Annotated in this window: 23 protein-coding genes and 6 tRNA genes; 17 read left to right on the top strand and 12 right to left on the bottom strand. The window is 70.8% G+C overall.

The genetic code is table 11. The annotated features are described in order from the left end of the window. Nucleotides 1-243 precede the first annotated feature (243 nt). Together Srubr_RS32505 and Srubr_RS32500 are read right to left on the bottom strand one after the other, a co-directional pair. Nucleotides 244-789, bottom strand: a complete 546-nt coding sequence (locus Srubr_RS32505) for a hypothetical protein (RefSeq protein WP_189994634.1) — start codon at nt 787-789, stop codon at nt 244-246. Nucleotides 790-946: 157 nt separating this feature from the next. Beyond that, complete coding sequence (locus Srubr_RS32500; RefSeq protein WP_189994636.1) at nt 947-1,297, bottom strand: metallopeptidase family protein; 351 nt, start codon at nt 1,295-1,297, stop codon at nt 947-949. A 93-nt stretch (nt 1,298-1,390) separates the two neighbouring features. On the opposite strand from Srubr_RS32500, the gene Srubr_RS32495 reads away from it, so the two are divergent. The 6 genes from Srubr_RS32495 to Srubr_RS32470 all read left to right on the top strand — a co-directional run bounded on the left by Srubr_RS32495 (nt 1,391) and on the right by Srubr_RS32470 (nt 4,502). Then, entirely contained in the window at nt 1,391-2,911 is a 1,521-nt protein-coding gene (locus tag Srubr_RS32495; protein WP_189994638.1) for a metallophosphoesterase family protein, read from the top strand. An 81-nt stretch (nt 2,912-2,992) separates the two neighbouring features. After that, nucleotides 2,993-3,065: transfer RNA gene (locus Srubr_RS32490), tRNA-Glu, on the top strand. Nucleotides 3,066-3,101: 36 nt separating this feature from the next. Further along, nucleotides 3,102-3,176, top strand: a tRNA-Asp gene (locus Srubr_RS32485). A gap of 24 nt (nt 3,177-3,200) precedes the next feature. Next, a tRNA-Phe gene (locus Srubr_RS32480) sits at nt 3,201-3,274 on the top strand. 110 nt (nt 3,275-3,384) lie between these two features. Then, complete coding sequence (locus tag Srubr_RS32475; RefSeq protein ID WP_189994640.1) at nt 3,385-4,080, top strand: histone deacetylase; 696 nt, start codon at nt 3,385-3,387, stop codon at nt 4,078-4,080. A 101-nt stretch (nt 4,081-4,181) separates the two neighbouring features. Then, entirely contained in the window at nt 4,182-4,502 is a 321-nt protein-coding gene (locus Srubr_RS32470) for an ABC transporter ATP-binding protein (protein WP_189994642.1), read from the top strand. Here Srubr_RS32470 and Srubr_RS32465 read toward each other — a convergent pair. After that, the gene (locus Srubr_RS32465) at nt 4,499-5,530 is read right to left on the bottom strand and encodes an ABC transporter permease (protein WP_189994644.1); all 1,032 of its coding nucleotides are present in this window, start codon (nt 5,528-5,530) and stop codon (nt 4,499-4,501) included. The genes Srubr_RS32470 and Srubr_RS32465 overlap by 4 nt on opposite strands. Nucleotides 5,531-5,693: 163 nt before the next feature. Here Srubr_RS32465 and hrpA point away from each other — a divergent pair, with 163 nt between their 5' ends. From hrpA to Srubr_RS32450, 3 genes are all read left to right on the top strand, one after another. Continuing rightward, a complete protein-coding gene (gene hrpA / locus Srubr_RS32460; RefSeq protein WP_189994646.1) occupies nt 5,694-9,638 on the top strand; it encodes an ATP-dependent RNA helicase HrpA in 3,945 nt (1,314 codons plus the stop codon). A 93-nt stretch (nt 9,639-9,731) separates the two neighbouring features. Then, nucleotides 9,732-9,806: transfer RNA gene (locus tag Srubr_RS32455), tRNA-Asp, on the top strand. A 188-nt stretch (nt 9,807-9,994) separates the two neighbouring features. Beyond that, the gene (locus Srubr_RS32450; RefSeq protein WP_189994648.1) at nt 9,995-10,186 is read left to right on the top strand and encodes a DUF6274 family protein; all 192 of its coding nucleotides are present in this window, start codon (nt 9,995-9,997) and stop codon (nt 10,184-10,186) included. A 461-nt stretch (nt 10,187-10,647) separates the two neighbouring features. Here Srubr_RS32450 and bldC read toward each other — a convergent pair whose 3' ends face one another. Together bldC and Srubr_RS32440 are read right to left on the bottom strand one after the other, a co-directional pair. Further along, a complete protein-coding gene (bldC, locus tag Srubr_RS32445; protein WP_003949541.1) occupies nt 10,648-10,854 on the bottom strand; it encodes a developmental transcriptional regulator BldC in 207 nt (68 codons plus the stop codon). 519 nt (nt 10,855-11,373) lie between these two features. Then, complete coding sequence (locus Srubr_RS32440) at nt 11,374-12,216, bottom strand: hypothetical protein (protein ID WP_189994650.1); 843 nt, start codon at nt 12,214-12,216, stop codon at nt 11,374-11,376. 199 nt (nt 12,217-12,415) lie between these two features. Here Srubr_RS32440 and Srubr_RS32435 point away from each other — a divergent pair, with 199 nt between their 5' ends. Both Srubr_RS32435 and Srubr_RS32430 read left to right on the top strand, forming a co-directional pair. Beyond that, nucleotides 12,416-13,522 (top strand): Leu/Phe/Val dehydrogenase, encoded by a 1,107-nt coding sequence (locus Srubr_RS32435; protein WP_189994652.1) that lies wholly within the window; start codon nt 12,416-12,418, stop codon nt 13,520-13,522. Nucleotides 13,523-13,812: 290 nt separating this feature from the next. Further along, nucleotides 13,813-14,058, top strand: a complete 246-nt coding sequence (locus tag Srubr_RS32430) for a DUF3073 domain-containing protein (RefSeq protein WP_189994654.1) — start codon at nt 13,813-13,815, stop codon at nt 14,056-14,058. A 100-nt stretch (nt 14,059-14,158) separates the two neighbouring features. On the opposite strand, the gene purM is transcribed toward Srubr_RS32430, so the two are convergent. From purM to Srubr_RS32410, 4 genes are all read right to left on the bottom strand, one after another. Next, entirely contained in the window at nt 14,159-15,223 is a 1,065-nt protein-coding gene (purM, locus tag Srubr_RS32425; protein ID WP_189994656.1) for a phosphoribosylformylglycinamidine cyclo-ligase, read from the bottom strand. A 36-nt stretch (nt 15,224-15,259) separates the two neighbouring features. Further along, the gene (gene purF, locus Srubr_RS32420) at nt 15,260-16,789 is read right to left on the bottom strand and encodes an amidophosphoribosyltransferase (protein ID WP_189994658.1); all 1,530 of its coding nucleotides are present in this window, start codon (nt 16,787-16,789) and stop codon (nt 15,260-15,262) included. Nucleotides 16,790-16,991: 202 nt separating this feature from the next. Then, nucleotides 16,992-17,441 (bottom strand): META domain-containing protein, encoded by a 450-nt coding sequence (locus Srubr_RS32415; RefSeq protein WP_189994660.1) that lies wholly within the window; start codon nt 17,439-17,441, stop codon nt 16,992-16,994. A gap of 35 nt (nt 17,442-17,476) precedes the next feature. Next, nucleotides 17,477-18,274, bottom strand: a complete 798-nt coding sequence (locus Srubr_RS32410) for a maleylpyruvate isomerase family mycothiol-dependent enzyme (protein WP_189994662.1) — start codon at nt 18,272-18,274, stop codon at nt 17,477-17,479. A gap of 119 nt (nt 18,275-18,393) precedes the next feature. Here Srubr_RS32410 and Srubr_RS32405 point away from each other — a divergent pair, with 119 nt between their 5' ends. Further along, a complete protein-coding gene (locus Srubr_RS32405; protein WP_189994664.1) occupies nt 18,394-18,978 on the top strand; it encodes a Uma2 family endonuclease in 585 nt (194 codons plus the stop codon). A gap of 57 nt (nt 18,979-19,035) precedes the next feature. Here the strand turns inward: Srubr_RS32405 and purL are convergent, their stop codons facing one another. From purL to purS, 3 genes are read right to left on the bottom strand one after another with little or no spacing between them, the layout of a single operon-like run. Next, nucleotides 19,036-21,294, bottom strand: coding sequence for a phosphoribosylformylglycinamidine synthase subunit PurL (gene purL, locus Srubr_RS32400; RefSeq protein WP_189994666.1), 2,259 nt, complete (start codon nt 21,292-21,294; stop codon nt 19,036-19,038). Continuing rightward, the gene (purQ, locus tag Srubr_RS32395) at nt 21,291-21,971 is read right to left on the bottom strand and encodes a phosphoribosylformylglycinamidine synthase subunit PurQ (RefSeq protein ID WP_030792523.1); all 681 of its coding nucleotides are present in this window, start codon (nt 21,969-21,971) and stop codon (nt 21,291-21,293) included. The genes purL and purQ overlap by 4 nt, the downstream gene beginning before the upstream one ends. Next, nucleotides 21,968-22,231 carry a phosphoribosylformylglycinamidine synthase subunit PurS gene (gene purS, locus Srubr_RS32390; RefSeq protein WP_014673609.1) on the bottom strand — a complete coding sequence of 88 codons (264 nt, stop codon included), beginning with the start codon at nt 22,229-22,231 and terminating at the stop codon, nt 21,968-21,970. Before purS ends, purQ begins: the two co-directional genes overlap by 4 nt. Before the next feature lie 310 nt (nt 22,232-22,541). On the opposite strand from purS, the gene Srubr_RS32385 reads away from it, so the two are divergent. The 5 genes from Srubr_RS32385 (at nt 22,542) to Srubr_RS32365 (ending at nt 25,095) form a co-directional block, all read left to right on the top strand. After that, nucleotides 22,542-22,859: a histone-like nucleoid-structuring protein Lsr2 gene (locus tag Srubr_RS32385; RefSeq protein ID WP_030619653.1), complete on the top strand. Its 318-nt coding sequence runs from the start codon at nt 22,542-22,544 to the stop codon at nt 22,857-22,859. Between the two features lie 164 nt (nt 22,860-23,023). Then, nucleotides 23,024-23,095: transfer RNA gene (locus Srubr_RS32380), tRNA-Gly, on the top strand. An 80-nt stretch (nt 23,096-23,175) separates the two neighbouring features. Beyond that, nucleotides 23,176-23,248, top strand: a tRNA-Gly gene (locus Srubr_RS32375). A gap of 126 nt (nt 23,249-23,374) precedes the next feature. Next, nucleotides 23,375-24,319, top strand: coding sequence for an ABC transporter ATP-binding protein (locus tag Srubr_RS32370; RefSeq protein WP_189994668.1), 945 nt, complete (start codon nt 23,375-23,377; stop codon nt 24,317-24,319). Then, complete coding sequence (locus tag Srubr_RS32365) at nt 24,316-25,095, top strand: ABC transporter permease (protein WP_189994670.1); 780 nt, start codon at nt 24,316-24,318, stop codon at nt 25,093-25,095. The genes Srubr_RS32370 and Srubr_RS32365 overlap by 4 nt, the downstream gene beginning before the upstream one ends. Nucleotides 25,096-25,101: the final 6 nt, after the last annotated feature.

Raw genomic sequence — 25,101 nt, 5'->3', positions numbered from 1 at the left:
GAATGCGAAACCTTCCGGAGTCTCGTCGGCACGCGCCCGTCAACTCCGTGATTCGCTCACGACCGCCTCGATGCGGTCCGCCACGGCAAAGGAGAGTACGCGCCACACGGCGCGCTCTGTGGTGGCGCCGGGCAAATGGGATCAAACGATCTACCACCATACGCACCCACCCCCCTCGAAGGCAAACCGGGTGGCATAGACGCACGTCACAGTGGCCGACCGGGACCGGCGGAGCGGACGGCGTCACACCGCCACGCCCGCCGCGGGCGCCGGTTCCCGCTGGACCAGCTGCGGCCCGGTCTCCTCGTGCGCCGACGAGGACGGCTCGGCCGACGGCGGCTCCGTGGCGGGCGGCGGCTCCGTGGTGGCCGGCGGTACGGGCGGGGCGGAGCCGGCCGGGGGCGTGGGCGGCGCCTTGGTGGGCGCCGGGCCGCCGGGCGCCTCGGTCTCGTCCGGCTCCTCCGGCTCGCCGTGCTTCCCCGGCTTGCCCGGCTTCCGCGGTGCGCCCGAGGCGCTGCCCTCGCCCGACGGTACGGGCGCCGCCGGGCCGGACTCCCCCGGCTTCGCCCTGCCGCCGTGGCCGTGTTCGCCGCCGCCGGTCCCGCCCGCCTCCACGGGTCCGCCCACGCCTTGTGCCGGGCCGCCGTCGGGTACCTCGCCGGCGGGCTGTCCCGCCGAGTGGGAGGGGCGGGCCCGGCCCGCGCCGTCGCCCACGTTCACACAGCCGGCGGCGGCGGTGACGGCCAGTGCCGTGGCGGCCAGACGGACGGGTACGGACAAGGGGCGCACGGCGGCCACCTCCGGGGGCGGGGACGAAAGTCAACCTCCCCAACTCCCGCCGCCCGCAAGAGGACACGCGCACGCCCCGGGCGCACGGCGGCACCCGCCGCCCCACGTTCACCCGGGCGCCCCGCGCTCCCGTCGGTCGCACGGCGCGGCGCGCGGCTCAGCCGTACCCGAGGGCGTGCAGCCGGTCGTCGTCGATGCCGAAGTGGTGGGCGATCTCGTGCACCACCGTCACCTCGGTCTCCGCGATCACGTCCTCGCGGCTGTCGCACATCCTGAGCGTCGGCCCGCGGTAGACGGTGATCCGGTCCGGCAGGACACCCGCGTACCACTCGCCGCGCTCGGTCAGCGGTGTCCCCTCGTAGAGCCCGAGCAGCTCGGGATCGTCGGCGGGCGGTTCGTCCTCCACGAACACCGCGACGTTGTCCATCAGCCGCGTCAGCTCCGGCGGGATCCGGTCCAGCGCCTCGGCGACCAGTTCCTCGAACTCCTCGCGCGTCATCTCCAGCACACGGCCATTGTCCGGGAACCACGCCGCATATCCAGCCCTTGACGTGGGAATACGGCATCAATAGCCCGCGTCCCCGTCGCAGCCCCGAGCAGCATGCCGAACCGGACCCCGCCCCGCGCCCGCCCCCGACCGCTCCCCCGTCTCGAACTCGCCGCGCGTCCCCGCCCCTGGGCGCGCGTCCTCGGCATGGCCGCCGTCGTGCTGGCCGGTGCCTGGCTGGGCCTGCTCGTCGTCGGCGCCGTCCGGGTCCCGGTCGGCCCGGTGGACACGACGATGGCGCTGCGGCCCTCCCTCACCGGCGGCACGAGGATCGACGTGTCCCCGCTGGGCTCGCTCTCCCTGGACAGCCATGCGGCCCCGGTCCGCCTGGACGTGGACGTGGACCGGCTGGACCCACCGCGCTCCCAGGCCCTGGTCGACCACCCGGAGCGGATCTCCGGGCTCCAGGACGAGATCGTCCGGGACGTCGAGCACGGCACCCGGGACCTGGCCGTACGCTCCTGCGTCGCCGTGGTCCTCGGGGCCACCGCCCTCGGTCTCGCCGTCTACCGCCGCCCGCGCCGGGCCCTGGCGGCCGGCGGGCTGGCCCTGGCGCTGCTGGCCGCCTCGGGCGCGTCGGCGTACGCCACCTGGAACCCGAAGTCGGTCCTGGAGCCGAGGTTCTCCGGGCTGCTGGCCTCGGCGCCGTCCGTGGTCGGCAACGCCCGCAGCATCGTCACGGAGTTCGACGTCTACCAGCACGAGCTGGCGCGCCTGGTGACGAACGTGACGAAGCTGTACGACGCCACGTCCACCCTCCCGGCCTACCGCCCCGACCCGACCACCATCCGCGTTCTGCACGTGTCGGACATCCATCTCAACCCGGCGAGCTGGAAGATCATCGGCTCGCTGGTGAAGCAGTACCAGGTGAACGTGATCGTGGACTCCGGGGACACGATGGATCACGGCTCGGCGGCGGAGAACGGCTTCCTGGACCCGATCCGGGACCTGGGCGTGCCGTACGTGTGGGTGCGCGGCAACCACGATTCCCGGACCACCCAGCGCTACCTGGAGCGGATGCGGAACGTGCGCGTGCTGGACGACGGCCGGGCCGTGACGGTGGGGGGCCTGCGGTTCGCGGGCATCGGGGACCCGCAGTTCACCCCCGACCGCTCGGCGGTGCCCGGCGGCGAGGCGGCCGAGCGGCTGGCGGGCGCCCGGCTGGCCAGCGCCCTGCGCGACCAGCAGGCGGCCGGGACCCCGGTGGACGTGGCGGTGGCGCACGAGCCGACGGCCGCCAAGGAGACCGACGGCCAGGTGCCGCTGGTGCTCTGCGGGCACCTGCACCACGAGGGGACCCAGATGCTGCCGTACGGCACCCGGCTGCGGAGGGAAGGCTCCACCGGCGGCAGCGGGCTGCGGGCGGTGGAGCGCGAGCACCCCGCCCCGATCCAGGCCTCGATCCTCTACTTCGACCGGGACAGCCGCCGGCTCCAGGCCTGGGACGCGATCGAACTCGGGGGACTGGGCCTGACGACGGCCGAGGTCAGCCGCCATCTGGTGGACGAGAACCAGCCCGGCGCCACCGCCCCCTCGGACTCCCCTTCCGCCACCCCTCCCAGCGCCTCTCCGTAAACCCGTTTTGGCGATACCCCTCGCCATCCCATATGCTTCTCACGTCCCCGACGCGCTGAGAAGCGCCCAGGCGGGCCGATAGCCCTCATCGTCTAGCGGCCTAGGACGCCGCCCTTTCAAGGCGGTAGCACGGGTTCGAATCCCGTTGGGGGCACGCATTACCGTGTGCGACACTGTTGCATGCACGCTTGGTCCTGTGGAGCAGTTTGGAGTGCTCGCCACCCTGTCAAGGTGGAGGCCGCGGGTTCAAATCCCGTCAGGACCGCTGGTGTTTCACGTGAAACACCGTGGCTGGGTAGCTCAGTTGGTACGAGCGTCCGCCTGAAAAGCGGAAGGTCGCCGGTTCGACCCCGGCCCCAGCCACAACCGCCCTGACCAGGGCAGAGCCCCTCTCCGTTCGCGGAGAGGGGCTCTTTCGTACCCGCCATGCCCGCCACCCGCCAAGCCCCCGGTACGCCCACGGAGCCGCCACGGTGAAGGCCTTACCGAGCATCGACCCCACGCTGCCGCTCGACCGGTATCCCGAGCGGGTCTGGTACACCTCGTACGGCTCCAACACCCACCTGGACCGGCTCGCCGCCTACATCAAGGGCGGGCGTCCGCCCGGTGCGGGCCGGGACTACCCGGGGTGCCGCGACCCCGCCATGCCGGCCCGGTCGATCCCGGTGGAGCTGACCGGTGCGCTGTACTTCGCCACCGAATCAGCCGTCTGGGGTGGTGGGCGCGCCTTCTACGACCCGGACGCGGACGGGCGGGTGCTGGCCCGCGCGCACCTGGTGACGAGCGGGCAGTTCGCCGACATCGCGGCACAGGAGATGTACCGGCGGCCGGCCGGGGACCTGGACCTGGCGGAGGTCCTCACGCGCGGGCGCTCCGTCCTCGGCGACGGACGCTACGAGACCCTCGTCTGCGCCGGTCAGGTGAACGGTCTGCCCGTGCTCACGTTCACCGCGCCATGGGGGATGAACGACGTCCCGTGGGTCGCCCCCTCCGCCGCCTACGTCCGCTTCCTGGCCGCGGGCCTGCTCTCCGCCGGGGCGTGGGACACCGAGGCGGTCGCCTCCTACGTCGCCTCCTGCCCCGGCGCAGACGGCCACTGGTCGCCCCGGGCCGTCGCCGCCCTCCTGGACAGCGGCGCGGACGGGCACCGGCCGCCCGGGAGGCCCTGACCCGGGCCGGCCCTGTCCCGCCGTGACCGCTTGGCACCGCGCCCGCCCCGGCACTACGTTCGGCCTCGTCGCGCGGGGTGCGCGGGAACGGGGGAGAGAACATGAGCCGGAACGAGGACAGAGCCGGGCGGGACACCGACCTGGAGAAGGTCCGGGCCCGGTACGGACTGTTCGCGGTCATCGCCAGCAATCTCGCGATCGCCGTGGTCGCGATCGTCGGCGTCTGGCAGCTCGACGGGGACAAGGGCGTGATCGTCGGCATCCTCACCGCCGCGTTCACCGCCGTGACCAGCCTGACCACGGCCTACCTGGGCATCAAGGCCGTCTCCAACACCGCCAGGTCGATCGCGCTGGGCGACGGCGCGGCCCGCAGGCACCCCGAGGCCGCCCCGGCGGCCCCGCCCGCCCAAGGCGTCTCCTAAGCCCTGCTCTCCTCCGCGGCCGGCCCGACCGGGCGCCCGCCCGGGTGACGGTGGCGCCAGATCAGGAAGACCGCGCAGGAGACCGCCGCCCAGCCCGCCAGCACCAGGAACGGGAACGCGTGCTGGTGACCGCGGAAGTACACGGCGGTGTGCTGGGCGTTCACCGAGGCGCCGGGCGGCAGCCAGCGGCCGATGGTGCCGAGCAGGGACGGCAGCAGCGGCCAGGAGACGGCACCGCCGGACGACGGGTTGCCCAGCAGCACCATCAGGCCCCAGGTCGGCAGCATGGCCCACCGGCCGAACAGGGTGTTGAACATCGTGAACACCATGCCGGACGTGAACATCGTGAAGGCGAGGATGGCCCACGACTCGACGAACGGCAGCCGCACCGCGCCCAGCCACCAGTCGACCACCGCGGCGATCGTGAACCCGCCGAGCACCGAGTAGGCGACGGTGTAGGCGATCCGCTCCAGCGGGTTCAGCTCCCGCGCGTGCACGCTGAGCTGGATGGCGCCTACGAAGCCGATGATCACGGCGGCGAGGGTGATGTAGAAGATGGCCAGCCCGCGCGGGTCACCCGGCTGCAACGGCTTGAGGTCACGGACCGCCACGGTGGTCCCGGTGGCCTCGCCGACCTGCTGCGCCGCCTGCCCGAGCACCTGGGCGACCGTCGCGCCGGACGCCCCGGACACGTCCAGGGTGATCGTCCGGCCGCCGGCGGGCACGTCCAGCACCGCGAACACCCGCTGCTCGTCCACGGCCCGTACCGCATCGTCCCGGCTGCCGTACGGGCGCAGCCGCATCGAGGCGTCCAGCGCCTCCTCCATGCCGTCGATGAACCGCCGGGCGGCCGGGTCGCCGTAGTGGCCGGTGACCGCCGTAGGGATGCCGTGCGGGGTCGGGTTGGCCATGGCGTACGTGTACGAACCGGCGAAAAGGCCGGCCGCGGCGGCGAGGATGAGGACGAGGACCGTGGCGGGGAGGAAGGGGGACTCCCGGAACGCCACCCAGCGTTGCATATCGGGCATATTGAACACCTTGGCATCTCGCCGTAACGGGTGCCTGTCGGATGCCGGGTGCGGGCGCATCGTGGCTGGTCGCGCAGTTCCCCGCGTCCCTTTGGGGCGCGGGAGCGGCCCCTCGTCAAATCGTTCGCGTGTTTTTCGCCCCGGGTGAGATCCTGGATCGCGTATGTCTACGCATCCTGCCCCCGCCCTCGGCACCCTCTCCCCCCGTCTGACCGAGCTGTCGCTGCGCGACGCGCACCGGCTCGGGCGGCGGCTGGAGGGCGCGCGCAAGATCCGCAAGCCGGAGGCCCGCGCCGCCGTCCTCACCGAGATCGAGACCGAGATCGACCGCGCCGCGCGGCGGATGGCCGAACGCCGCTCGCGCGTGCCGGCCGTCACCTACCCCGAACAGCTGCCGGTCAGCCAGAAGAAGGACGCGATCGCGGACGCCATCCGCGACCACCAGGTCGTGATCGTGGCCGGTGAGACCGGCTCCGGCAAGACCACGCAGATCCCCAAGATCTGCATGGAACTGGGCCGGGGCGTACGCGGCATGATCGGGCACACCCAGCCGCGCCGGATCGCCGCCCGGACGGTCGCCGAGCGGGTCGCGGAGGAGCTGAAGACCCCGCTCGGCGAGGCCGTCGGCTGGAAGGTCCGCTTCACCGACCAGGTGAACCCGGACGCCACCTTCGTCAAGCTGATGACGGACGGCATCCTGCTCGCCGAGATCCAGACCGACCGCGAGCTGCGCGCCTACGACACGATCATCATCGACGAGGCCCACGAGCGGTCCCTCAACATCGACTTCCTGCTGGGCTACCTTGCCCAGCTGCTGCCCAGGCGCCCGGACCTGAAGGTCGTCATCACCTCGGCGACCATCGACCCCGAGCGCTTCTCCCGGCACTTCGGCGACGCCCCGATCATCGAGGTGAGCGGGCGGACGTACCCGGTGGAGGTGCGCTACCGGCCGCTGCTGGAGGAGGACTCCGAGGACGCCGACCGCGACCAGATCACCGCCATCACCGACGCCGTCGAGGAACTGATGGCCGAGGGACCGGGCGACATCCTGGTCTTCCTCTCCGGCGAGCGCGAGATCCGGGACACGGCGGACGCGCTGGAGAAGAAGAAGTACAGATTCACCGAGGTCCTGCCGCTGTACGCCCGGCTGTCCCACGCCGAGCAGCACCGCGTCTTCCAGCCGCACACCGGGCGCAGGATCGTTCTGGCCACCAACGTCGCCGAGACCTCCCTCACCGTCCCGGGCATCAAGTACGTCATCGACCCCGGCTTCGCCCGGATCAGCCGCTACAGCCACCGCACCAAGGTCCAGCGGCTGCCCATCGAGCCGGTCTCCCAGGCCAGCGCCAACCAGCGCAAGGGCCGCTGCGGCCGTACCTCCGACGGCATCTGCATCCGGCTGTACTCCGAGGAGGACTTCCTCGCCCGCCCGGAGTTCACGGACGCCGAGATCCTGCGGACGAACCTCGCCTCCGTCATCCTCCAGATGACCGCGGCCGGCCTCGGCGACATCGAGAAGTTCCCCTTCATCGACCCGCCGGACCACCGCAACATCCGCGACGGCGTGCAGCTGCTCCAGGAGCTGGGCGCGCTGGACCCGGCCCAGAAGGACCCCCGCAAGCGGCTCACGGACACCGGCCGCAAACTGGCCCAGCTGCCGGTCGACCCCCGGCTGGCCCGGATGGTCCTGGAGGCCGACAAGAACGGCTGCGTCCGCGAGGTCATGGTGATCGCCGCCGCGCTGTCCATCCAGGACCCGCGCGAGCGCCCGGCCGACAAGCAGGCCCAGGCCGACCAGCAGCACGCCCGCTTCAAGGACGAGACCAGCGACTTCCTCGCCTATCTGAACCTGTGGCGTTACATCCGCGAACAGCAGAAGGAGCGCGGCTCCAGCTCCTTCCGCCGGATGTGCAAGCAGGAGTACCTGAACTTCCTGCGCATCCGCGAATGGCAGGACATCTACACCCAGCTGCGCACGGTCGCCAAGCAGATGGGCATCCACCTCAACGAGGAGGACGCTCCGGCCGACCGGGTCCATGTCTCCCTCCTGGCCGGCCTGCTGTCCCACATCGGGATGAAGGACGTCAAGGACGGCAACAAGAACGAGTACCTGGGTGCCCGCAACGCCAAGTTCGCGATCTTCCCGGGCTCGGCGCTGTTCCGGAAGCAGCCCAAGTTCGTGATGTCCGCCGAGCTGGTGGAGACGTCCAGGCTCTGGGCCCGGGTCAACGCGAAGATCGAGCCCGAGTGGGTCGAACCCCTCGCCGGGCACCTGCTGAAGCGGACGTACAGCGAACCGCACTGGGAGAAGGACCAGGCCGCCGTGATGGCGTACGAGAAGGTCACGCTGTACGGCGTACCGATCGTCGCCCAGCGGAAGGTGAACTACGGCCGGATCGACCCCGAGGTCTCCCGCGAGCTGTTCATCCGCAACGCCCTGGTGGAGGGCGACTGGCGCACGCACCACAAGTTCTTCGCCGACAACCGCAAGCTGCTCAGCGAGGTGGAGGAGCTGGAACACCGCGCCCGGCGCCGGGACATCGTGGTCGACGACGACACGCTCTTCGACTTCTACGACCAGCGGGTGCCCGAACACGTCGTTTCCGGCGCGCACTTCGACTCCTGGTGGAAACACAAGCGGCACGAGCAGCCCGACTTCCTGGACTTCGAGCGGGAGATGCTCATCCGGGAGTCCGCGGAGGCGGTCACCAAGGCCGACTACCCGGACACCTGGCGCCAGGGCAACCTGAAGTTCCGGGTCACCTACCAGTTCGAGCCGGGCGCGGACGCCGACGGCGTGACGGTGCACATCCCGCTCCAGGTGCTCAACCAGGTCACGGACGAGGGCTTCGACTGGCAGATCCCGGGCCTGCGCGAGGAGGTGGTGACGGAGCTGATCCGCTCGCTGCCCAAGCCGATCCGCCGCAACTACGTCCCGGCGCCGAACTACGCCAAGGCGTTCCTGGAGCGGGCGGTGCCCCTCCAGGAGCCGCTGACCGTCACCATGGCCCGCGAGCTGAAGCGGATGGTCGGCGTGCCCTTCGAGGCGGACGACTTCGACTGGTCGAAGGTCCCCGACCATCTGAAGATCACCTTCCGGATCGTCGACGAGCGGCGCCGCACGCTCGCCGAGGACAAGGACCTTGAGGCGCTGAAGCTCCGGCTGAAGCCGAAGGCGCGCAAGGCCCTGTCCCAGGCCGCGGCGGCGACCGCGTCCCGCGAGGGCGGCGAGTCCCTGGAGCGCAAGGGCCTCACCGACTGGACGATCGGCACCCTCAACCGGGTCTTCGAGACGCGCCGGGCCGGGCAGCCGGTGCGGGCGTACCCGGCGCTGGTGGACGACGGCGACACGGTCTCGGTGCGGCTGTTCGACACCGAGGCGGAGCAGGCGGAGGCCATGTGGAAGGGCACCCGCCGGCTGATCCTGCGCAACATCCCGGTGAACCCGGCGAAGTTCGCGTCCGAGAAGCTGACGAACCAGCAGAAGCTGGCCCTGTCGGCGAATCCGCACGGCTCGATCCAGGCCCTGTTCGACGACTGCGCGATGGCGGCGGCGGACAAGCTGATCGCGGACTTCGGCGGCCCGGTGTGGGACGAGGAGTCGTACCGGAAGCTGTACGACAAGGTGCGCGCGGAGATCGTGGACACCACGGTCCGTACGGTCGCCCAGGTGCAGCAGGTGCTGGCCGCCTGGCAGGCCTGTGAGCGGCGCCTGAAGGCCGTACGCAGCCCCGCGCTGCTCGCCAACCTGACGGACGTCCGCAAGCAGCTGGACGCCCTCGTGAAGCCCGGCTTCGTCACCTGGGCGGGCATCCGGCGCCTGCCCGACCTGATGCGCTATCTGGTGGCCGCCGACCGGCGCCTGCAGCAGATGCCGACGAACGTGCAGCGGGACACCACGCGCATGGAGAAGGTGCACGAGATGCAGGACGAGTACGCCTGGCTGCTGGAACAGCTCCCCCAGGGCCGCCCGGTGCCGCAGCAGGTACTGGACATCCGCTGGATGATCGAGGAGCTGCGGGTCAGCTACTTCGCCCACGCGCTGGGCACGGCGTACCCGGTCTCGGACAAGCGGATCGTGAAGGCGATCGACGCGGCGGTGCCGTAGCCTCCCGGGTACGGAGGGTGAGTTCGACCGGAGGCCTCACCCTCCTGTACAGTCCTTCTCGCAGCGCAACGCACGAACAAGCGCCGCGAGCAAGGTCCTGTGGAGCAGTTTGGAGTGCTCGCCACCCTGTCAAGGTGGAGGCCGCGGGTTCAAATCCCGTCAGGACCGCAGAGAGTTATGAGGCCCGCATCCCGCAAGGGACGCGGGCCTCACTCGTGCGTCCGCTTGCCGTGAAGGGCCACCGAAAGGGGGCCCTTCACGTTTCGCGTGTCGGCGTGCGGCCTTGACGGTGCCTCATTCCGCCGGTACCCAGGGAGCAGGGCCCGTTCCTCCTGTGCGGCCCCTGGAGGTGGCGTATGGCGGCGTCGGTCAGGCACGAGACGCGAGCGCTTCTGAGAGCCCACCTGTCGGCCGCCTCGTCCTACCGGCACCTCACCCGCCACTGTCCCGTCTGCCACCACCTGCTGCGGCTGGCGATGGCCGCCGGCCCGCGGGGCCAGGAGGGCGAGCGGGAGACCACCGAGGCCGAGGACCGCCGCCGCGGATGACCCCGCGGGCCCCAACACCCGTACAGGCGTGGGAATCTGGAACCGAAGCTTCCCTTTAACCCATGCGAGCCGCGAGCGGCAAGCGTCCCGCAGTGTGACGGGAGTCACCGCACGACTTCGGGAAACAGGGGAACTTACCCCCTCCCTACAACAGGTCAATTTAATATGTGCAATTGCACTCCGCCCCGGCCTCGCACACAGCTGTTCCGACAGGCCTCCCCAGAGTCCGACAAGGACGCTCACAAGCGCCGCCCCCGGTCCCGGCCCGCACACAAAAAAGATCGCGCTGGACCCGGCGGAGTCCAGCGCGATCGACGACGCACCCTGTGCCGTATGCCTACGGCGTTCTCATCGGCTTGGGCGTGGGGCCTGTTGGGGCAGGACCCGCGTCGCTTGGAGCTAGGGTTTCGGGCGCCCCGGACGGTTGGGGGACCGTCCGCCTTGCCCGGTTATGCGGTTGTTCAGGCCTCGCTGCGCTGCTGCGGGATGCCCGCCAGCAGCGCCCGGACCTCCGCCTCGCGGTAGCGGCGGTGCCCACCGAGCGTGCGGATGGACGTGAGCTTGCCGGCCTTCGCCCACCGCGTGACCGTCTTGGGGTCGACGCGGAACATGGTGGCGACCTCAGCGGGGGTCAGCAGCGGCTCGGCATCAGGGGTGCGAGCGGTCATGAGCGGCCTCCTCGGGAGAACCGAACCTTCTCGGTTCTTTCCTCTAAATTCTGCACCTTGACCCGCGTTGCCCGAAATGGCGGACGCGAGTCGAGTCGGTTATAGGACGAACGGCTTGTCCTCGGCACTACAACTACACCATCTGTCCAGCCGCGTCGGCCAAACCGATGGAATTGCCCTCCCAGGTGTTCATCAGCGACGGAAGCCGATGGACCATGCCATAGCGGACAGTTACTCCACTGTGACGATCAGTCACAGTGGCGTTCAGGAGTCACCGGACCCCCCAAAGCGTGCAATGCTGAGATTCCGACCATAGTGGAGCATAGTTGGACGGACGGAGCCCTCCCCGGACTCCTTGTCCTATTTTGGCACGAGGGGTGGCATCCAGGGCAAGGGCCTTGTAAGTGCGGTCCATCACCCTTGGGACAAAAGTCCAGATCGTGTCCAACGTCCCGTCAGGTGGTCAAGCGAGGTAGAACGTACGTCTTCCGATGCCTGTTTGACTGTGACGCGCGCCACTCAGTTCGCGGAACGCCGGTCCCTGACCGCCCGCCAGCGCTCCACCAGCCGCCCGTACGCCTCGCCCGCGGCCACCCCGTCACCCCGGCGCAGCGCCTCGATGCCGGCCGCCACGTCCGCCGCCGAGTGGTCGTCCTCCAGCTCGCCCGCCGGCAGCACGTGCACCAGCCCGCCGTAGTCCAGCTCCACCAGGGAGCGCGGGTGGAACTCCTCCAGCCAGCGGCCGACGTCCGTCACGCCGTCGACCAGCGGCCCCTCCTCGACGGTGTCCCGCAGGGTGCGCAGCGCCCGCGCCACCCGGCGCCGGGCCTGCACCATCGGGGTGCGGTAGCGCAGCACCGGGGGCACGTCGGCGGTCCCCTTGTCGTACCGCCGCTCCTCGTCCGAGACCAGCACGAACCAGTTCAGCGGCACCTGCCAGGTCGCCGTGCGGATCCACGGCCGGGCGTCGGGGTTGCGGGCCAGCCAGCGCTCGTAGTCCTGGGCCGCCTGCCGGCGCACCACCGGCGGCAGCACCGCGTCCAGCACCGGCGGGGGCAGCTCCTCCGCGAGGCCGTCCAGGGCCTGCCAGCCGCGCAGCCGGGTCCGCCAGGGGCACACGCAGACGATCCCGTCCACCTCCAGCACGAAGGCGTCGCCGCTCTCGTGCACCGGCACCGCGATCGGCGGGGTGGCCACCAAGTCGGCCAGGGAACGCCGCAGTTCGTCCTGGTAGGAGGGACGGTCGGGGCGGCGGGCGTAGCGCGCCCAGTGGCCGCGCTCCGGCTCCGGGAAGGCGCCCAGCGGCTCGTACACACGCAGGTACGCGGCATAGGGGACGACCACGGAGGACACCTTGGGCACGCCTGCTCCCTCCCCATCGGGCCCGGCTCGAAACCACTGCAAATCGTGCCACGGACATGCGTGCGCGGCGGGCCCCGGAGAGTGATCCTGAACACTGAGCGGATGGTGACGGGGCCGAGGCTCTACGCTCATGCCACGGCTCCCCGCCACCCGTACGGGGACCGACCCCACTCGCCGCTAGTACACAGGAGTCACCACAGTGACCGACGTAACCGGCGCGCCTGCCGATGTCCTGCACACCCTGTTCCACTCCGACCAGGGCGGCCATGAGCAGGTCGTGCTCTGCCAGGACCGCGCCAGCGGCCTCAAGGCCGTGATCGCCATCCACTCCACCGCCCTGGGCCCCGCCCTCGGCGGCACGCGCTTCTACCCGTACGCCACCGAGGCCGAGGCCGTCGCGGACGCCCTGAACCTCGCGCGCGGGATGTCGTACAAGAACGCCATGGCCGGACTGGACCACGGCGGCGGCAAGGCCGTGATCGTCGGCGACCCGGAGCGCGACAAGACCGAGGACCTGCTGCTCGCCTACGGGCGCATGGTCGCCTCCCTCGGCGGGCGCTACGTCACCGCCTGCGACGTCGGCACCTACGTCGCGGACATGGACGTCGTGGCCCGCGAGTGCCGCTGGACCACCGGCCGCTCCCCCGAGAACGGTGGGGCCGGCGACTCCTCGGTGCTCACCGCCTTCGGTGTCTACCAGGGCATGCGCGCCTCCGCCCAGCACCTGTGGGGCGACCCCTCGCTGCGCGGTCGCACGGTCGGCATCGCCGGCGTCGGCAAGGTCGGCCACCACCTGGTGCGGCACCTGCGGGACGAGGGCGCCGAGGTCGTGATCACCGACGTGCGCGCCGACGCCGTCCGGCGCATCCTCGACCAGCACCCCGAGGGCGTGCGGGCCGTCGCCGACACCGAGGCGCTGATCCGGGTCGAGGGCCTGGACGTCTACGCGCCCTGCGCGCTCGGCGGCGCGCTGAACGACCTGTCCGTGCCGGTGCTCACCGCCAAGGTGGTGTGCGGGGCGGCCAACAACCAGCTCGCCCACCCGGGCGTGGAGAAGGACCTCGCCGACCGCGGGATCCTCTACGCGCCTGACTACGTGGTGAACGCCGGCGGGGTCATCCAGGTGGCCGACGAACTGCACGGGTTCGACTTCGACCGGTGCAAGGCGAAGGCGTCGGAGATCTTCGACACCACGCTGGCCATATTCGCACGTGCGAAGGAAGACGGGATTCCGCCGGCCGCCGCGGCCGACCGGATCGCCGAGCAGCGGATGACCGACGCCCGCGCCGGCCGCACCGCGCGCTAGTGGTTTCGTACATATGCGCGGTACCCGTCGGCGGGAACTTCGAGAGAACTCTCACTTCCCCCGGCGGGTCGTTCCCCGATAAGTGGTTAAAATCGCCACTGACCAGCGAGGACGGGGCGCCTCGAAGGTCCTGGGCACACGCGCGTGCTGCGGGCGACGTACCGTATGGGCGCGGGCTCAGGTACCGTGGAAGCCCTACGGACCGGCCTCTCCACGGAGAGTCCGTTCCAGATCATGAACGCGTGTCAGACTCTGGGGCCGTCGAGCCCCGTCGTTGAGGGGGTCGAGCCATGGGGCGCGGCCGGGCCAAGGCCAAGCAGACGAAGGTCGCCCGCCAGCTGAAGTACAACAGCGGTGGGACGGACCTCTCACGCCTGGCCGAGGAGCTGGGCGCATCGACGTCGAACCAGTCGCCGAACGGCGACCGTTTCGAGGACGATGAGCACGACGACGACCTGTATGCACGGTACGCCGACCTCTATGAGGACGACGACGAGGAGGACGAGGGTCCTCAGCAGCACCGTCGCGGCGCATAACGCTTGCAGCGGGCTTCATTGCACTTTCCCGGTCCCGGGGCCGTAGCACCGGACCGGGTTTTGTGCTGCCGTCGCGGGGCCGGGGCCCCGCGTCCCGGCCTTACGCGTAGTCACCGACCAGATCGGCGCCCGTCGTCTTCTCGCCGCGCTCGGTGATCTCGCCGGCCACCCAGGCGTCGACACCCCGGTCGGCCAGGGTCGTGAGGGCCACCTCGACCGACTCCGGCGGGACGATCGCCATCATGCCGACGCCCATGTTGAGGGTCTTCTCCAGCTCCAGGCGCTCGACGTTGCCGGTCTTGCCGACCAGGTCGAAGATCGCGCCCGGGGTCCAGGTGGAGCGGTCGACCACCGCGTGCAGGCCGTCCGGGATCACCCGGGCCAGGTTCGCCGCGAGCCCGCCGCCGGTGATGTGGCTGAAGGCGTGCACCTCGGCGGTGCGGGTGAGGGCCAGGCAGTCCAGCGAGTAGATCTTCGTCGGCTCCAGCAGCTCCTCGCCGAGGCCGCGGCCCAGCTCCGCGATCTCCGACTCCAGGGACAGCCCGGCGCGGTCCAGCAGGACGTGGCGGACCAGGGAGTACCCGTTCGAGTGAAGCCCGGAGGAAGCCATGGCGATCACCGCGTCGCCCGTGCGGATGCGATCGGCGCCCAGCAGCCGGTCGGCCTCCACGACGCCCGTACCGGCCCCGGCGACGTCGAAGTCGTCCTCGCCCAGCAGGCCCGGGTGTTCGGCCGTCTCACCGCCCACCAGGGCGCAGCCGGCCAGCACGCAGCCCTCGGCGATGCCCTTGACGATGGCCGCGACCCGCTCGGGGTGGACCTTGCCGACGCAGATGTAGTCGGTCATGAACAGCGGCTCGGCGCCGCACACCACGATGTCGTCCATGACCATGGCGACCAGGTCGTGGCCGATGGTGTCGTAGACGCCCATGCGGCGGGCGATGTCGACCTTCGTGCCGACGCCGTCCGTGGCGGAGGCCAGCAGGGGGCGTTCGTAGCGCTTGAGGGCGGAGGCGTCGAAGAGCCCGGCGAAGCCGCCGAGGCCGCCCAGCACCTCGGGGCGCCGGGTCTTCTTCACCCACTCCTTCATGAGCTCGACGGCGCGGTCGCCCGCCTCGATGTCGACGCCCGCCGCTGCGTAGCTGGCACCAGTTGTCTCAGACATGGCTGTGAGAGCTTTCGTGTCGTACTGCGGGGGGTGTTACGGGCGGCGGATCGCGTCGGCCGCGGCCGTGGCGGCGGGACCGGCGGCCAGCTCGGTCTCCAGCAGCTGCTTGCCGAGCAGCTCGGGGTCCGGCAGCTCCATCGGGTACTCGCCGTCGAAGCAGGCGCGGCACAGGTTCGGCTTGGCGATCGTGGTCGCCTCGATCATGCCGTCGAGGGAGATGTAGGCGAGGGAGTCGGCGCCGAGGCTGGTGCCGATCTCCTCGATGCTCATGCCGTTGGCGATCAGCTCCGCGCGGGTGGCGAAGTCGATGCCGAAGAAGCAGGGCCACTTCACGGGCGGCGAGGAGATCCGGATGTGCACCTCGGCGGCGCCCGCCTCGCGGAGCATGCGGACCAGGGCGCGCTGGGTGTTGCCGCGCACGATCGAGTCGTCCACAACGACCAGGCGCTTGCCCTTGATGACTTCCTTCAGCGGGTTCAGCTTCAGCCGGATGCCCAGCTGGCGGATGGTCTGCGAGGGCTGGATGAAGGTCCGGCCGACGTAGGCGTTCTTCACCAGGCCGGCGCCGAAGGGGATGCCGGAGGCTTCCGCGTAGCCGATGGCGGCCGGGGTGCCGGACTCCGGGGTCGCTATGACCAGGTCGGCCTCGACCGGGGATTCCTTGGCCAGCCGGCGGCCCATCTCCACGCGGGAGAGGTACACGTTGCGGCCGGCGATGTCGGTGTCCGGGCGGGCCAGGTACACGTACTCGAAGACACAGCCCTTGGGCTTCGCATCCGCGAATCGCGAGCTGCGCAGGCCGTTCTCGTCGATGGCGACGAACTCGCCCGGCTCGATCTCGCGCACGAAGCTGGCGCCGGTGATGTCCAGGGCGGCGGACTCGGAGGCGACCACCCAGCCGCGCTCCAGGCGGCCGAGGACCAGCGGGCGGATGCCCTGCGGGTCACGGGCGGCGTAGAGGGTGTGCTCGTCCATGAAGACGAGCGAGAAGGCACCGCGCGCCTTCGGGAGCACCGCGTGGGCGGCCTCCTCGACGGTGAGCGGCTTGCCGTCCTCGTCGGCCTGGGCGGCCAGCAGGGCCGTCAGCAGGTCGGTGTCGTTGGTGGCCGCGACCCGGGTGGAGCGGCTGTTGTTGTCGTTGGGCAGGGCGGCGACCATCTCGGCGAGCTGCGCCGTGTTGACCAGGTTGCCGTTGTGGCCGAGCGCGATGGAGCCGTGCGCGGTGGCGCGGAACGTCGGCTGGGCGTTCTCCCACACGGAGGCGCCGGTGGTCGAGTAGCGGGCGTGTCCGACCGCGATGTGACCCTGGAGCGAACCGAGCGAGGTTTCGTCGAAGACCTGGGAGACCAGGCCCATGTCCTTGAAGACGAGGATCTGGGAGCCGTTGCTGACCGCGATTCCCGCGGATTCCTGACCCCGGTGCTGGAGGGCGTAGAGCCCGAAGTACGTGAGCTTTGCGACCTCTTCGCCCGGAGCCCAGACGCCGAAGACGCCGCAAGCGTCCTGGGGGCCCTTTTCGCCGGGAAGCAGATCGTGATTGAGTCGACCGTCACCACGTGGCACGCCACCGAGTGTAGGCGAGGTCGTCCACTGGTCCGAATTGGGGATACGTGCCCTCGACCGGTCCGGCCACCCCGATCATGTTGGTGGTTTTCGCGTTTCCGCAGGTCATGCGCTACGAGCTGGCGAGTCGGCAGATCCCGGGCCCGGCCGCTGTCAGACGATTACGAACGATTCGCCGCCGCGATGAGTGAGGTGTCGCACATCATTCGGGAGTGCCGCGGGTGAGGTGCACGCGGTCCCCGTGACCGGTGGTGAGGGTGAGACCGCCGTGCTCGGCGGCGCCGGTGAGCGTCTGGCCGTCCAGCGCCTTGGCGAGCGCCCGCTCGAAGCTCATCCGCTCGGGGTCACAGGCCATCTTGGTGGTGCGCAGCGCCCCGAAGGTGATCCGGTCCCCGTCCACGCCGACGCGGGCGCTGAACCGGTTGCAGCCGAGGTTCCCGGCCGCGCTGCCGTCGGTGCCGATGCGCAGGCGCGGGGAGGCGGCGGCGGGGGCGGCGAGGTCCGCACCGCCGACGGTGACCCGTTCGACCCGCCACTCCACCCCGGTCACCGGTTCGCTCGCGCCCATGGCACCACTGTCCGCCTTTCCGGCGGCACAGGCCACCACCAGGGGGATCGCCGCCGCTCCGAGCCACTGCTTGTGCCGTTTCATACCGTTTCGACGCACCCGGCGGGCCGCCGGTTCCGCTATCCGAGCAGCGGCAGCAGCCCTCCGAGGTCGGCCCGCTCCCCGCTGGCGCTGACCTGCGCGCCGGCCACGGCGTCCGCCCAGGTCAGGCGGCCGGTGGCGAGCCGGATCCAGGTCAGCGGGTCGGTCTCCACGACGTTGGGCGGGGTGCCGCGGGTGTGCCGGGGCCCCTCCACGCACTGCACGACGGCGTACGGCGGCACGCGCACCTCGGTGGAACCGCCGGGCGCCTTGACGGCCAGCGCGTCGGCGAGCAGCCGGGTGGTGGCGGCCAGGGCCTGCCGGTCGTACGGCACGGCGAGGTCCGGGACGGCGGCGTTCAGGTCGTCGGTGTGGACGACGAGTTCGACGGTACGGGTGACGAGGTAGTCGTCCAGCGGCATGGCGCCCGCGTTGGTCTCCAGCAGCCGGCCGGCGGGGTGCTCGGCCAGCAGGGCGCGCAGGCCGTCCTCGGTCTCGGCGAGGAAGCCGTCGAGGTCCGGGCGCTCGGCGGCGAGCCGGCGCGTGTAGTCGTCGATGGCGGCGGAGTTGGCGGCCGTGGCGAAGGTCCAGTCGACCAGCCGCACGTCCTGCTTCGGCGGCGCCGGCCGGGCGGCGGCCCGCAGCACGGCGGTGACGGCCATGCCGATGTGCGCGACCAGCTCCCGCACGGTCCACTCCCCGAGCCGGGTCGGCAGCCCGAGCCGCTCCTCGTCCAACCCCCGCACGGCCTCCCGCACGTTGCCGAGCTGAGCGAACACGGCGGCCCGGGTCTTGGCCGGGTCGTAACTACGCGCACGTTTCCTGGCTGTTGGCATGGGACCGACCCTATGCGGGTCTCTGCTGTCGATCACTCGTGCGGGTGGTCGACGCCGGACCCCACCTCGGCAACGCCGGGACCGGACAACACTGGCCTGTGCCTGGAAGGGGGTGCAACATGACGGTTATGGCCGAGCGCACGTCTCAGATGTCGGTGCAGGAGTTCGAAGCGATCGCCTCCGCCGCTCCCGAGACCGTCACGTTGGAGTTCATCAACGGACGGATCGGAGTCAAGAAGGTGGCCGACGGAGACCACGACACCATCGTTACCTGGCTGGCCCGCCGCTGTATGCAGGCAAGGCCCGACCTTGACCTGTATCAGGGCCGTGGACTTCGGGTGGAGGCGTACCGCGAGGGCAGGGCGAAGCCGGACGCGGTGATCGCCCCCGAGGCCCACTTCGCGGGGCACGGCGAGTGGGCCGACCCGGCCGGTGTGCTGATGATCGTCGAGGTCACCTCGTACGACTCGGACACCGACCGGCGGGACCGGCACGAGAAGCCGACCGCGTACGGTCAGGCGGGAATCCCGCTCTACCTCTTGATCGACCGGGACTCCCGCACGCTCACCGTGCACAGCGGGCCGGACCGGCAGATCGGCGGCTACCGCGACGTCCACACCGCGAAGTTCGGCGAGAAGGTGGCCCTGCCCGGCCCGATGGGCATTGAGCTGGACACCGAGATCCTCAAGAACTACGTGCGCTGAACCGGAGGGTCCGGCCCGGACGGTATGCCCGGGCCGGGCCCTCACCGCGTACGGGCTTTACGCCAGCAGCGCCGGGATCGTCCCCTCGTGGGCCGCGCGGAGTTCCTCCAGGGTGAGGGAGAACTCGCCCTGGACCTCCACCGTGTCTCCGTCCACCACGCCGATGCGGGTGGCCGGCAGGCCGCGTGCGCCGCACATGTCGGTGAAGCGGATCTCCTCCGAGCGCGGGACGGCGACGATGGCGCGGCCGGCCGACTCCGAGAGGAGGAAGGTGAAGGCGTCCAGGCCGTCGGGGACGACCAGGCGGGCGCCGATGCCGCCGAGCAGCGCGGACTCCACGACCGCCTGGACCAGACCGCCGTCGGACAGGTCGTGCGCCGAGTCGATCATGCCGTCGCGGGAGGCGGAGATCAGGATCTCGGCCAGCAGCCGCTCCCGCTCCAGGTCCACCGCCGGGGGCAGGCCGCCGAGGTGGTCGTGGACCACCTGGGACCAGGCCGAGCCGCCGAACTCCTCGCGGGTGTCGCCGAGGAGGTAGATCAGCTGGCCCTCCTCCTGGAAGGCGACCGGGGTGCGGCGGGCCACGTCGTCGATCACGCCGAGGACGGCCACGACCGGGGTCGGGTGGATCGCCGCCTCGCCCGTCTGGTTGTAGAGCGAGACGTTGCCGCCGGTCACGGGCGTGCCGAGCTGGAGGCAGCCGTCGGCGAGGCCGCGTACCGCCTCGGCGAACTGCCACATCACCGCCGGGTCCTCGGGCGAGCCGAAGTTCAGGCAGTCGGAGACGGCCAGCGGCTTGGCGCCCGTGGTGGCCACGTTCCGGTAGGCCTCGGCGAGGGCCAGCTGCGCGCCCGTGTACGGGTCGAGCTTGGCGTACCGGCCGTTGCCGTCCGTCGCGATCGCGACGCCGAGACCGGTCTCCTCGTCGATGCGGATCATGCCGGAGTCCTCCGGCTGCGCCAGCACGGTGTTGCCCTGCACGAAGTGGTCGTACTGCTGCGTGACCCACTTCTTCGACGCCTGGTTCGGCGACGCCACCAGCTTCAGGACCTGGTCCCTCAGCTCCTCGCTCGTCTCCGGGCGGGGCAGCTTGTTCGCGTCGTCCGCCTGGAGGGCGTCCTGCCAGTCGGGACGGGCGTACGGGCGCTCGTAGACCGGGCCGTCGTGCGCGACCGTGCGCGGGTCGACGTCCACGATCTTCTCGCCGTGCCAGAAGATCTCCAGCCGGTCGCCGTCGGTCACCTCACCGATGACGGTGGCGATGACGTCCCACTTCTCGCAGATCTCCAGGAAGCGGTCGACCTTGTCCGGCTCCACGACCGCGCACATGCGCTCCTGCGACTCGCTCATGAGGATCTCCTCAGGAGACAGGGTCGAGTCGCGCAGCGGCACGTCGTCCAGCGTCACGCGCATGCCGCCGGAGCCGTTGGACGCCAGCTCGCTCGTCGCGCAGGACAGGCCGGCCGCGCCGAGGTCCTGGATGCCGACGACCAGCTTCTCCTTGAACGCCTCCAGGGTGCACTCGATGAGGAGCTTCTCCTGGAAGGGGTCGCCGACCTGGACGGCGGGGCGCTTGGAGGGCTTGGCGTCGTCGAAGGTCTCGCTCGCCAGGATCGACGCGCCGCCGATGCCGTCGCCGCCGGTCCGGGCGCCGTAGAGGATGACCTTGTTGCCGGCGCCGGAGGCCTTGGCGAGGTGGATGTCCTCGTGCCGCATCACACCGATGGCACCGGCGTTGACCAGCGGGTTGCCCTGGTAGCAGGCGTCGAAGACGACCTCGCCGCCGATGTTGGGCAGGCCCAGGCAGTTGCCGTAGCCGCCGATGCCCGCGACCACGCCCGGCAGGACGCGCTTGGTGTCGGGGTGGTCGGCGGCACCGAAGCGCAGCGGGTCCACGACCGCGACCGGGCGGGCGCCCATCGCGATGATGTCGCGGACGATGCCGCCGACACCGGTGGCCGCGCCCTGGTAGGGCTCCACGTACGACGGGTGGTTGTGCGACTCGACCTTGAAGGTCACGGCGTAGCCCTGGCCGACGTCGACCACGCCCGCGTTCTCGCCGATGCCGACGAGCAGCGCGTCCGACTGGGGCGCCTTCTCGCCGAACTGGCGCAGGTGGACCTTGGAGGACTTGTACGAGCAGTGCTCGGACCACATGACCGAGTACATGGCGAGTTCGGCGCCGGTCGGGCGGCGGCCGAGGATCTCCACCACCCGTTCGTACTCGTCCTTCTTCAGGCCGAGTTCGGCCCAGGGCAGCTCGACGTCGGGGGTCGCGGCCGCGTGCTCGACCGTGTCCAGAGGCGTCCGGCTCATGCGTTGACCAGCTTCTTGAGGATCGAGGTGAAGAACGGGAGCCCGTCGGTACGGCCGGTACCGATCAGCGGCTCGACGGCGTGCTCGGGGTGCGGCATGAGGCCGACGACGTTGCCCGCCTCGTTGGTGATGCCCGCGATGTCCCGGAGGCTGCCGTTCGGGTTGAAGTCGAGGTACCGGAAGACGACCCGGCCCTCCGCCTCCAGCTTGTCGAGCGTGTACGCGTCGGCGACGTACCGGCCGTCCATGTTCTTCAGCGGGATGTGGATCTCCTGCCCGGCGCGGTAGTCGCCGGTCCAGGCCGTCTCCGCGTTCTCCACCCGCAGCTTCTGGTCGCGGCAGATGAAGTGGAGGTGGTCGTTGCCGAGCATCGCGCCCGGGAGGAGGTGGGCCTCGGTGAGGACCTGGAAGCCGTTGCAGATGCCGAGGACCGGCAGCCCGGCCTTCGCCTGCTCGATCACGGTGTCCATCACCGGCGAGAACCGGGAGATGGCCCCGGCCCGCAGGTAGTCGCCGTAGGAGAAGCCGCCGGGCAGGACCACCGCGTCGACCTGCTTGAGGTCCTTGTCCTTGTGCCACAGGGCGACCGGCTCGGCACCCGCGAGGCGGATCGCGCGCTGGGTGTCCCGGTCGTCCAGGCTGCCCGGGAAAGTGACGACGCCAATACGAGCGGTCACTTGGCCGCCTCCGCGACTTCGTCGACGCGGACCGTGAAGTCCTCGATCACGGTGTTGGCGAGGAAGGATTCCGCGAGATCGCGGATGCGGGCGAGGGCGGCCTCGTCGACCGGCCCGTCAACTTCCAGTTCGAAACGCTTTCCCTGACGTACGTCCGAGATCCCTTCGAATCCCAGGCGGGGCAGCGCACGCTGGACCGCCTGGCCCTGGGGGTCGAGGATCTCCGGCTTGAGCATGACGTCGACTACGACGCGTGCCACTGGCACTCCCGGTGTGTGGTGCTGAGCAGGTTCCTTCAGACTACCCGCACAAAATTTCTACGCGGGTAGAGTTGGAGGAAAGTACGTGAGGCGCATCACGATCGGGTGTCGAAGCCGCACCCCCGCGAAAAGTTCTGGGAAAGTTCCACAGTCGCCCGCCCACCGCTATTGCGCCCGGACACGCGGACGGATTTAGTCGGGCTTCACATTTCATTGCCGGGCACTGTACAAATGAATTGGCAATAGCCGATACTCGGCACGTCATCGGCGTTGAGCTGTAACGACGTGCCGCACGAAGGGACCGATATTCGTGGCGCAAAAGGTCGTGGTCACGCTCTTTGACGACATCGACGGCTCGGAAGCGGCGGAAACGATCGCCTTCGGACTCGACGGCAAGTCGTACGAGATCGACCTGAACGAAACCAACGCCAAGAAACTGCGCAAGGCGCTCGCGCCGTACGTCGAGGCCGGCCGCAAGCGGTCGCGGTCCGGCAAGGCGTACAAGCAGACGGAGGTCGCCCCCGACCCGGCGGCCGTCCGCGCCTGGGCCCAGGCCAACAAGATGGACGTCCCGGCCCGGGGTCGCATCCCGAAGAAGGTCTACGAGGCGTTCACCGCCGCGCAGTGAGCCCGCGAAGGGGCGGCTCCCAGGGTCCGTCAGCGGGCCTTGGGAGCCGTGCACTTGGGACATACGGGACCGGGAAGGAGCCGACTTGCGCTACCCCCCCGATGATCGGCTAATGTCTGGGACACGCCGAGGGGCGAGGCCGACAGGCCGAATCCCGAGGACACGCGGGTGTAGTTCAGTAGTAGAACATCCCCCTTCCAGGGGGAAGGCGCAGTGTGCGATTCCTGTCACCCGCTCCGCACCGCCGACACGACCACTGTGGTGGATCAGGTAGGCTGGTGTTCGCACCGGTCGGTGAGAGCCGATCGGGAGCAGTGCGGACGTAGCTCAGTTGGTAGAGCGCAACCTTGCCAAGGTTGAGGTCGCGAGTTCGAGCCTCGTCGTCCGCTCGGGAATGAGACCCCGGTCCACTGGACCGGGGTCTTTTCATGCTCCGGCCCGGTGCTGACATTTGTCATGCGCGGGGATGACATCGCGCACTGCCGACGCGAGCGCGCCCCGCGGACGCTGGTGACATGAACATCGACGGACACGAGCACGTGATCGAGGTCACCGACCTCAGGCGTGTCTACGGGGGCGGGTTCGAAGCCGTACGCGGAATCAGCTTCTCCGTGGCACGCGGGGAGATCTTCGCCCTGCTGGGCACCAACGGCGCCGGGAAGACCTCGACGGTCGAACTGCTGGAGGGGCTGGCCGCACCGGCCGCCGGCCGCGTCCGGGTGCTCGGCCACGACCCCTGCCGCGAGCGGGCCGCCGTACGGCCCCGCACCGGCGTGATGCTCCAGGAGGGCGGCTTCCCGGCCGAGCTGACCGTCGCGGAGACCGCCCGGATGTGGGCCGGCTGCACCACCGGGGCCCGGCCCGAGGCCGAGGTGCTGGCACGGGTGGGGCTCGCGGACAAGCACGGCGTACGGGTCAAGCAGCTGTCCGGCGGGGAGCGCCGGCGCCTCGACCTGGCGCTCGCCCTGCTCGGCGGCCCGGAGGTGCTCTTCCTCGACGAGCCGACCACCGGACTCGACGCCGAGGGCCGCCGGGACACCTGGGCGCTGGTGCGTGAACTGCGCGACCAGGGCACCACCGTGCTGCTCACCACGCACTACCTGGAGGAGGCCGAAGAGCTGGCCGACCGGCTCGCCATCCTGCACGAGGGCCTGATCGCCGCCTCCGGCACACCCGCCGAGGTCACCGCCGGCCGCCCCTCCCGGATGTCCTTCGAACTGCCCCCCGGCTACCTCCCCGGCGATCTGCCGCCGCTCGCCGCCCTCGGCGTCTGCGATCACGAGTACGACGGCCGGACCGTCCGGCTGCGCACCCGCGAACTCCAGCGGACCGCCACCGCCGTCCTCACCTGGGCCGAGCGGTCCGGGGTCGAACTGCGCGCGCTGGACGTGCGCTCGGCCTCGCTGGAGGAGGCCTTCCTCGGGATCGCCCGGGAGCGGGAGGAGGTGGCCGCGGCATGAGCACGGTCCTCACCGCACCCTCCGTACGCCGGCTGCGGGCGCTGGCCCGGGCCGAGCTGACCCTGCTCGGCCGCAACCGCGGGGTCGTGCTCACCGCGCTCCTCGTGCCGCTCCTGCTGCCGTTCAGCGTCCGGCCGGCCCTGGACCGCCTGGACCTGGAGAAGCAGGGCATCAGCGTCGGCGCGGCCATGCTCACCGCCGGGATCGGCTTCTCGTTCCTCTTCGCCGTCTACAGCGCGCTCGTCAACGCCTACGTGGCCCGCCGCGAGGAACTCGTCCTGAAGCGGCTGCGCACCGGCGAGTTGTCCGACGTCGAAATCCTCACCGGTACCGCCCTGCCCACCATGACCGTGGGCCTCGCGCAGTCGCTGGTGCTGTGCATCGGATGCGCGGCGCTGCTGGACGCCGGGGCCCCCGAGGCGCCGTACCTGACCCTGCTGGGCCTGGTGGCCGGGCTGGTGCTGAGCGCCGCGCTGGCCGCGCTCACCGCTTCCGTCACCCGGACCGTGGAGAGCGGTCAGGTCACCGCGCTGCCCTTGGTGTTCGGTTCGATGATCGGCTCGGGGATCATGGTCCCCACCGAGGTCATGCCGGAACCGCTCGCCTCCGTCTGCGAGCTGCTCCCGCTGTCCCCCGCCATCCGGCTCGTCCGGGGCGGCTGGACCGGCCAGTTGAGCGCCTACGAGGCACTGGGCGCGCTCGCGGCCGCGCTGGCCTGGACCGCGGTGGCGGTGGTCGCGGTACGACGGTGGTTCCGGTGGGAGCCCCGGCGCTGAGGAACG

The organism is Streptomyces rubradiris (assembly GCF_016860525.1).
In the GTDB taxonomy this organism is placed as follows: Bacteria; Actinomycetota; Actinomycetes; order Streptomycetales; family Streptomycetaceae; genus Streptomyces; species Streptomyces rubradiris.
Note: the sequence above shows the minus strand (reverse complement) of the source record. Positions and strands in the feature narration are given on the sequence as shown.